This window comes from Mucilaginibacter sp. dw_454 (genome assembly GCF_018449775.1).
Lineage (GTDB): Bacteria > Bacteroidota > Bacteroidia > Sphingobacteriales > Sphingobacteriaceae > Mucilaginibacter.
The window spans coordinates 1-7,455 of record NZ_JAAVVB010000011.1 but is presented as its reverse complement, the minus strand read 5'-3'; the positions used below and the strand labels follow the sequence as shown (position 1 = coordinate 7,455).

Annotated in this window: 8 protein-coding genes; 5 read left to right on the top strand and 3 right to left on the bottom strand. The window is 42.6% G+C overall.

Annotated elements, in window-relative coordinates; translation table 11 throughout:
* Positions 1-594: 594 nt before the first annotated feature.
* The 4 genes from bamD to HB679_RS20475 all read left to right on the top strand — a co-directional run bounded on the left by bamD (position 595) and on the right by HB679_RS20475 (position 4,103).
* A complete protein-coding gene (bamD, locus tag HB679_RS20490) occupies positions 595-1,521 on the top strand; it encodes an outer membrane protein assembly factor BamD (RefSeq protein ID WP_214073906.1) in 927 nt (308 codons plus the stop codon).
* 12 nt (positions 1,522-1,533) lie between these two features.
* On the top strand, positions 1,534-1,875 hold the full coding sequence (locus HB679_RS20485; RefSeq protein ID WP_214073905.1) for a DNA-directed RNA polymerase subunit omega: 342 nt from the start codon (positions 1,534-1,536) through the stop codon (positions 1,873-1,875).
* A 129-nt stretch (positions 1,876-2,004) separates the two neighbouring features.
* On the top strand, positions 2,005-3,210 hold the full coding sequence (coaBC, locus tag HB679_RS20480; protein WP_214073904.1) for a bifunctional phosphopantothenoylcysteine decarboxylase/phosphopantothenate--cysteine ligase CoaBC: 1,206 nt from the start codon (positions 2,005-2,007) through the stop codon (positions 3,208-3,210).
* Entirely contained in the window at positions 3,207-4,103 is an 897-nt protein-coding gene (locus HB679_RS20475; RefSeq protein WP_214073903.1) for a DUF4835 family protein, read from the top strand. Before coaBC ends, HB679_RS20475 begins: the two co-directional genes overlap by 4 nt.
* A 963-nt stretch (positions 4,104-5,066) precedes the next feature.
* On the opposite strand, the gene HB679_RS20470 is transcribed toward HB679_RS20475, so the two are convergent.
* Positions 5,067-5,225: a hypothetical protein gene (locus HB679_RS20470; protein ID WP_214073902.1), complete on the bottom strand. Its 159-nt coding sequence runs from the start codon at positions 5,223-5,225 to the stop codon at positions 5,067-5,069.
* A gap of 281 nt (positions 5,226-5,506) precedes the next feature.
* Here HB679_RS20470 and HB679_RS20465 point away from each other — a divergent pair, with 281 nt between their 5' ends.
* On the top strand, positions 5,507-6,199 hold the full coding sequence (locus HB679_RS20465; protein WP_214073901.1) for a hypothetical protein: 693 nt from the start codon (positions 5,507-5,509) through the stop codon (positions 6,197-6,199).
* Here the strand turns inward: HB679_RS20465 and HB679_RS20460 are convergent.
* Both HB679_RS20460 and HB679_RS20455 read right to left on the bottom strand, forming a co-directional pair.
* On the bottom strand, positions 6,159-6,506 hold the full coding sequence (locus HB679_RS20460) for a hypothetical protein (RefSeq protein WP_214073900.1): 348 nt from the start codon (positions 6,504-6,506) through the stop codon (positions 6,159-6,161). The two genes, HB679_RS20465 and HB679_RS20460, sit on opposite strands and share 41 nt — an antisense overlap.
* Positions 6,507-6,580: 74 nt before the next feature.
* Positions 6,581-6,826 (bottom strand): HTH domain-containing protein, encoded by a 246-nt coding sequence (locus HB679_RS20455; protein WP_214073899.1) that lies wholly within the window; start codon positions 6,824-6,826, stop codon positions 6,581-6,583.
* Positions 6,827-7,455 lie beyond the last annotated feature (629 nt).

The following is a 7,455-nucleotide window of genomic DNA, read 5'->3' as shown; positions in this document are numbered from 1 at the left end:
GCGTTTGATTTTTTAACCCTTCTAACGCCTCTTCATCCCCTCAAACAAACTACTTCAACACCTTCAAACAACTACCGCATTCCTTCGTTTGCGGGCTGCAAAGGTACGTATAGTTTTGACTCACGCAAATGCATCGCAAGAAAAAATTAACATATATCATTAAAACACTGCAAATCAGCCGGAAAAATTTTAACAATTATTGAACACTGGGTTAATGCAGCATCATTCGGCTATAGGCGACCCATTTACTGGCATCCCACGGAAGTGGGATTTATTATTATTAGCATTGGAGGAGCCTGTATATATAATGGCCTTTGTCTATATATAGTATAGTAGCTCTGCCATCCTAATAGCCTCCAACAGGTGCTGTAGCCTTATATAGTATAGTATATTGCCGTAGATATTATATACTATATATAAGGTATATTCAATCGACATCCATAAAAATCGTCTCAATTAAAGCGCATGGCATAATATTAAAGGTTAAAAGATGTTAAAATACCTGTATGCTTTATATAATAGTAATGTACTCCTTATATATTAGCCCTGTTAAATAAAAATTGACTGATTTATAATATTCGTTATCTTTGCAAAATGTTTAAAAAACAACTCCCATTATTTGTAGGCTTATTAATAGTATTTATGGTTGCAGCCATTGGCTGTAAAAGCAAGTACGAAAAGCTAAAAGCAAGTAATGACAATGCCAAAAAATTTCAGGAAGGTAAACGCCTTTATGACAAGAAAGAATATGCCAAAGCTTTAGGCCTATTTGAAACCTTGTTATCGCGCTACCGTGGTACTGATGGTGCTACAGATCTATTTTATCTGAATGCCATGGCTAACTATAAGCTTAAAGACTACACATCGGCAGCATACCACTTTAATGAGTTTGCCACTTCTTACCCTTCTGACCCACGCGCTGAAGAAGCCCGCTTTTTAACAGCATACTGTTACTATCTGGATGCACCTTCTTACTCGTTAGACCAGGAGAATACTTATAAGTGTATTGAGAAACTGCAGCTATTCATCAACCTTTACCCAAAAAGCGACAGGGTTGCCGAAGCCAGTAAATTGATACAAGACCTGCGCGACCGTTTAGAGCTAAAAGCTTATACCAACGCTAAGCTATATTTAATAGTAGGACAAAACCTTGCTGCCACTATAGCGTTTGGTAACGTACTGCGCGATTACCCGGATACTAAGTATGCTGAAGAGTTAGAGTTTTTAACTATCAAAGCACAGTACAATTACGCTCACGAGAGTTTGGAGTACAAACAGGAAGATCGTTATAATATAGTAATAGCTTCTGCAGATCAGTTTTTTGACAAATATCCAAAAAGCACTTATACTGCCGATGCGCAGCAATTAAGAAAAGACAGCCTGGTAGGTATTGCTGATGCTAAACGTTTATTAGAACAAGCTAAAGAAGACGATAAACTTGCCCGTAGGTTAGCGCGCAAGGATACTTTGTATAACCAAAGATCAGAAGTACAAGACATTCATAAAAAGGCAACGCCGTAATTAAAAAGGAATATGAGTAACAATAATAATAACAATGCAACCAAGCCTGCTATTGCAAGCAGCACAGTAACCCGCGATTTACGCGAACTGGATGTAGAAACCGGAAACATCTACGAGTCGCTGGTAATTATGTCTAAAAGGGCAAACCAGATCTCAAACAATGTTAAGGAAGAACTGCATGGCAAGCTTTCTGAATTTGCTTCATCAAACGATAACCTGGAAGAGATCTTCGAGAACCGTGAGCAAATTGAGATCTCTAAATACTACGAGAAACTGCCTAAACCATCATTGGTTGCAGTTCAGGAGTTTTTAGATGGTAAGATTTACCACCGCAATCCGCTAAAAGAAGACTAAGCTTTTTAAATAAAAAGTTAAAAGTCAAAACTCAAAAGCATACATGCCTTTTGGGTTTTGACTTTTTGTATTTTTATGGCAGATTTGGTCAGGGTTTTGACTTTTGACTTCTAACTTTTGACTTACAGCATGCTCGAAGGTAAAAATGTGGTGTTAGGCGTGTGCGGCAGTATTGCTGCTTACAAGTCGGCTTTACTGGTTAGGCTACTGGTTAAGGCCGGTGCTAATGTACAGGTAGTTATGACAGCCGATGCAAGCAACTTTATCACCCCGCTTACCTTATCAACGCTATCCAAGAACCCGGTACTTACCGAGTACTTCGTCCCCGAAACTGGCGAGTGGAACAATCACGTTGAGCTAGGCCTTTGGGCCGATCTAATGCTGATAGCCCCTATCAGCGCCAACACGCTGGCCAAGCTGGCCGGTGGACTTACCGATAACTTACTTACTGCCGTCTATCTATCGGCCAAATGCCCGGTGTACTTTGCCCCGGCTATGGACCTGGATATGTGGAAGCACCCGTCAACCAAAACTAACGTGCAGGCTTTACAGGGCTTTGGCAATATCATGATAGCTCCCGGTAGTGGCGAACTAGCCAGTGGACTGCACGGCGAGGGTCGTATGGCCGAGCCTGAGGAGATTATCGAGTTTCTGACTGCCGATATCAAGAAGAAGCTCCCTTTAGTCAACACCAAAGCCCTCGTAACAGCCGGCCCCACGCACGAGGCCATCGACCCCGTTCGTTTTATAGGTAACAACTCGTCGGGCAAGATGGGTTTCGCTATCGCGGATGAACTGGCGCGATTAGGTGCCGACGTAACCCTGGTAACCGGACCAACGGCTCAGCACAGCCAACAACACTCCATCAAGCGTGTCGACGTAACCTCGGCAGCCGAGATGTTATCGGCTTGTCAGCAATATTATACCGATGCCGATATCTGCATTATGAGCGCCGCCGTGGCCGACTATACCCCGACCACCGTCGCAACGCAAAAGATCAAGAAGCAGGACGGCAGCGTGCTCACCATCGAAACCAAGAAGACTACCGACATACTGAAATACCTGGGCGACCATAAAACCGATACCCAGATTCTGGTAGGCTTTGCCCTCGAGACCAACAACGAGGAGCAAAACGCAATTGCCAAACTAAAAAGCAAGAATCTCGACTTTATAGTGCTAAATTCGCTAAGCGATGCGGGGGCCGGCTTTGCGGTTGATACCAACAAGATCACCATTATAGACCGTGCGCTGCACAGCACTATCTTCGAACTCAAGAGCAAGGAGGATGTGGCGAAAGACATCTGCAATAAAGTAATAGCACTACGCATAAAATGAAGACCTTAGGCATATACATAGCACTGTTATTGATTACCCTTGCCGCCCGCGCGCAGGACCTTAACGCCCATGTAAGTGTATTGGCCCCCAAGATCCAGACTACCAATAAGCGTATGTTCCAATCGCTGGAGACAGCGATGAAGGACTTCCTGAACGGCCACAAGTGGCTTACCGAACCCGTGCAGGCGCAAGAACGTATCGACTGTAATTTCATCCTCAACATCACCTCGTGGGATGGCGGCAGCAACTTTACCGGCGAGCTGCAGGTGCAATCGCTGCGGCCGGTGTATGGCTCTAACTACAACACTACCCTGCTCAGCGTTAACGACAAGGACTTCGAGTTTACCTATACCGAGGGCCAAACTATCGACTATTCCGACCAAAGCTTTACCTCTAACCTGGCCTCGGTGATGGCCTTTTATGCCTATGTCATAGCCGGTATGGATAACGACAGCTTCTCGCGCTATGGCGGCAGCTATTACTACAACCTGGCGCAGACGGTGGTTACCAACGCGCAAACCAGCGCCTATAAGGGCTGGAAGGCATTTGACAGCAATACTAACCGTTACTGGCTCATCGAGAACTTGAATAACAAGCAGTACGCCCCGCTGCGCAGCTTTATATACGACTATCACCGCAACGGCCTCGACATCATGGCCGACAATGCCGACAAGGGCCGCAAGGTAATATCCGGCCTGCTGCCCGTGCTGGCCCAGTTAGACAGGCAGCGCTTAGGCGCCATGCTGCCGCTGGTGTTCTTCACTGCCAAGGCCGACGAGTTGGTGCAGCTTTACGCCCATACCGAGCCGCAGCCCCGTATAGATGCTTTCAACATCTTCACCCAGGCCGACCCGGCCAACGGTATCAAGTACCAGGAGCTACAGAAGCAGTAGCTTCTTGATGTGCAGATATGCGGATGTGCAAATGTGCAGAGGCGTGTATATGCAGATGAATTGATAACCACCTCTCACCACCACGTCATCGTGAGCGCCAGCGTGACGATCTCTGAAGCGACCAGCAAGAGCCCGGCTCTGCGCGATTCCCTCCCCACAGGAGGGTTAGGGAGGGGTTTCACCAAGCGACCAGCACCCCACTGCCACCCACTGTTTTGTTTCACGTGTGTGTACCACAACTGAAACAGGTGAAACACTATTTCAATCTAATTAACTGTAAAATAAATACTTACGAAAATGGAGTGAAACAAAATGAAACACTTTTTATGACTTTTAAGTCTTTTTTTGTTTCACGAGGGGAATGTGTGTTTTGGCGTTACCTGCGGCCCGCGCTATCCGCTCATACTGCACCGGGCCTTAACCGCGGCGCCTGCACTGAGGCCCTTGATTGGCCGGTATCCGCTCCTATCGCTAACGCGGGCCGACGCGCACTGACCCACGCGCAAAAAGTGTTTGAGTTTGCACTCAGGCAGCCTTTAAAACATTTAAAAGCAGTAAAAAACAATTAAAAGCAGTTTATCTTTTTTTTAAACGCAATTAAAAGGCTTAATTTTTTTATGGACTGGATCAAGCCGCAGATGCTACCGCAAGCGTCTCGCTTGTGGTAAGGCGACAGGTATGGCCAGTTGATAACCCACAAGCGGGACGCTTGCGGTATCGGGGGACGCTGGGACAATCTCGTCCATGGCTTACCGAATTATCGCACCACATTTGGGATGTGGCGCGATCTAATATCAACGACTCTCCACCACGTCATTGCGAGGAACGAAGCAATCTCTACACATGCTAATCAATGTGTAAGATCTTGGCACACGCGGCACGCGTGCGCCAGCGGCTGAACAATAAAGCCCCTTGTTATTAACAAGGGGCAGTTTCTTTGTTCTCATAAATTAAATAACTCGATTAACTTAAACGTGTGCAGTGCGCACATTTCGGTCTTCCGTCGGTACCAGATCTTTTGTTCTCTGTTTCAATGTTGTTACCTTCTGTACATGAGCTGTTGTCGTGATAAACCTTTGGTGCGTTTAGTTTAACCGAATGAAATGGGGCTACTTTTGCCATAATTTTTATATTTAATTCATTCAAATCTAAACTAATAAAAATAGCATTTACAACCAATGGTTGTATTTAATTACCAACAATAGCATAATTTTGGCAAATTAACTAAAAACAATAGCAATTATCTCGACCATTAAGGCTGTTTAAGTTGTACTATAAATTTAAAATCTCCAACGAAAATTTTACTGACTGTCGCTTAATAGTGTCTATATTAGCTTTTTATTTATACACAATCACCTGATCTACAGCGCATTTTCCGTATCTTAGTGTAAAGATACGCGGTTATGAAAGTAAATGAAACACCAAGAATTTCGGTTAATAAGTTAGGTGAATATATATATGCTACGCCCGGTAGGAAACGAAGTATATTGATGGATGCAAAATTTCCTTCAACTTTTATTACTGCCAGATATTCTCCAGTACAAAATGCGGCCATAAAGTATTTCTCAGCATCTCAAAAAGACATTGAAATTTTCGACCGCGTCAGACAATTACTTTCCCAAAAAACAATTACCAATGAAAAGCAAAAGGACAGAATCATACTATGTATAGAAGCGTTAAATAAATTGACCGGATGTATAACAGGTAAATTAGTACCGTATATTGAAAATCCAGCCATCAAAGGCTACGCTGATTGTTCGTCAATTGATGTAAATGGAGTAACTATAAGTTTAAGGCCAGAAATATTATTGCTTGATCCAATAACGAAACAGCCGAAAGGGGCGATTAAGTTAGCGATATCTAAAAATCATTTTTTAACCATAAATGAGGGACAATGTATTTCGGGATTGATAAAAACTTATTTAGAAAAAGAATTAAATATTGATTGTCATTACAAGGATTGTTTAACCGTAGATGTTTTTTCTAACAGGTTGATTTTTGCACCGATAAAAAATACATGGACGGTGAACAAAATAGAAAGTGCCTGCGATGATATTAAGACAATCTGGCCAACATTGCAGAAAAACGTTGCCTGAAAGAATCTGCACCGGCAGCTGCGTATATCAGCGTGTAGGTTAACTGATTGACCGGCGAATATTGCCCATGGAAAAATTGGGTGAATATGTCGTGTAAATTGGCGGTGGTTAAGCCATTTTCGGTATAGAAATTAAAGACCACCCATTGATCGTCCCAATACATCTGGAATTGATGAGAGAAAACGGAATGATAAGCCAATAGTATAGCTATGGTAAACACCGCAATGGCAAAAGGAGTTGTTTTGGTAATTGCGGGTGATGTTATACCTAACCTTTTTTTAATCAGAAAAGAACTGTTTGTCTCCATAAAATATAAGATGCCAGGCTATGGCGCGGTTATGCGCATAGAGATAATTTATAAAGCGGGTTTTAATTAGGTGGTTATTGTAATTCGGTGTTGCTTTTCTGGAACTGAAAATCAAATGTCCCATCTTCAGAGTAGTAGTACGATTGCCGCGTTCGGGAATACTTTATATCCGCCCCCAACGATTTTAAAATATCGAGATACTCAAAAGTTGTCCTTTCGCTGACATTCATTTTTTTTGCCAGCTCTGTAGGAGATCCTGTTGATTTTTTTCTGATCAACTGATTTAAGTGGCCAAGCCTGTTAAAATAATGTTTAGGCATTATCTGTTAGATTAGGTAAACAATATGGTAGAGCTTCAGGTTGTGTTTCAATGCTAAGATAGAAACCTTGGCCGCAAAAAAATTGCAGTAAGAAATATTTTTAATTATTTGTTGAAAGTAGCTAAAAGTGTTTTTTGGTGTAAAATTTGCACACTTAACTGGTGTTGAAATAGCATATCATCTAAATAAATCGATATAATCACAGCGTATCGGGTGTAATATTTAAAAATTGCCAACGCATAAAAGATAGTATAAATATCACAACCACAAATCAACCAATTCCCGGTTTGCTTACAAAATATTAACTGAAAGGAAAGTCAATTATTTACTTGCTTTAATATCACATTATCAATCTCTACTGGCGCAAGTGCGCAGCGCGGGCCATAGTAAGAGGTAGTCTTGACTGTGCTTTTTGATCGCCTTTTGTTGAGCTTGCGACCTGTTCTATCAAAATGAAACGCAGGGTTGTTGGTGACAACACCACAGGTGTTAGGAAGACTCAAAAAAAACCTTTTGTCATTCTGAACGGAGTGAAGAATCTTATATAATTGGTAGGCTCCACTATACTTTTCCGGCGTTTATATCGCACGTATAAGATTTTTCGCTATGCTCAAAATGACAAAAATAGA

Excerpts from the sequence above, each read along its gene's own strand:
- HB679_RS20485 (WP_214073905.1), top strand. The coding sequence starts at position 1,534 with ATGAGTAACAATAATAATAACAATGCAACCAAGCCTGCTATTGCAAGC.
- HB679_RS20465 (WP_214073901.1), top strand. The coding sequence starts at position 5,507 with ATGAAAGTAAATGAAACACCAAGAATTTCGGTTAATAAGTTAGGTGAA.
- HB679_RS20460 (WP_214073900.1), bottom strand. The coding sequence starts at position 6,506 with ATGGAGACAAACAGTTCTTTTCTGATTAAAAAAAGGTTAGGTATAACA.
- HB679_RS20470 (WP_214073902.1), bottom strand. The coding sequence starts at position 5,225 with ATGGCAAAAGTAGCCCCATTTCATTCGGTTAAACTAAACGCACCAAAG.
- HB679_RS20455 (WP_214073899.1), bottom strand. The coding sequence starts at position 6,826 with ATGCCTAAACATTATTTTAACAGGCTTGGCCACTTAAATCAGTTGATC.
- bamD (WP_214073906.1), top strand. The coding sequence starts at position 595 with ATGTTTAAAAAACAACTCCCATTATTTGTAGGCTTATTAATAGTATTT.
- coaBC (WP_214073904.1), top strand. The coding sequence starts at position 2,005 with ATGCTCGAAGGTAAAAATGTGGTGTTAGGCGTGTGCGGCAGTATTGCT.
- HB679_RS20475 (WP_214073903.1), top strand. The coding sequence starts at position 3,207 with ATGAAGACCTTAGGCATATACATAGCACTGTTATTGATTACCCTTGCC.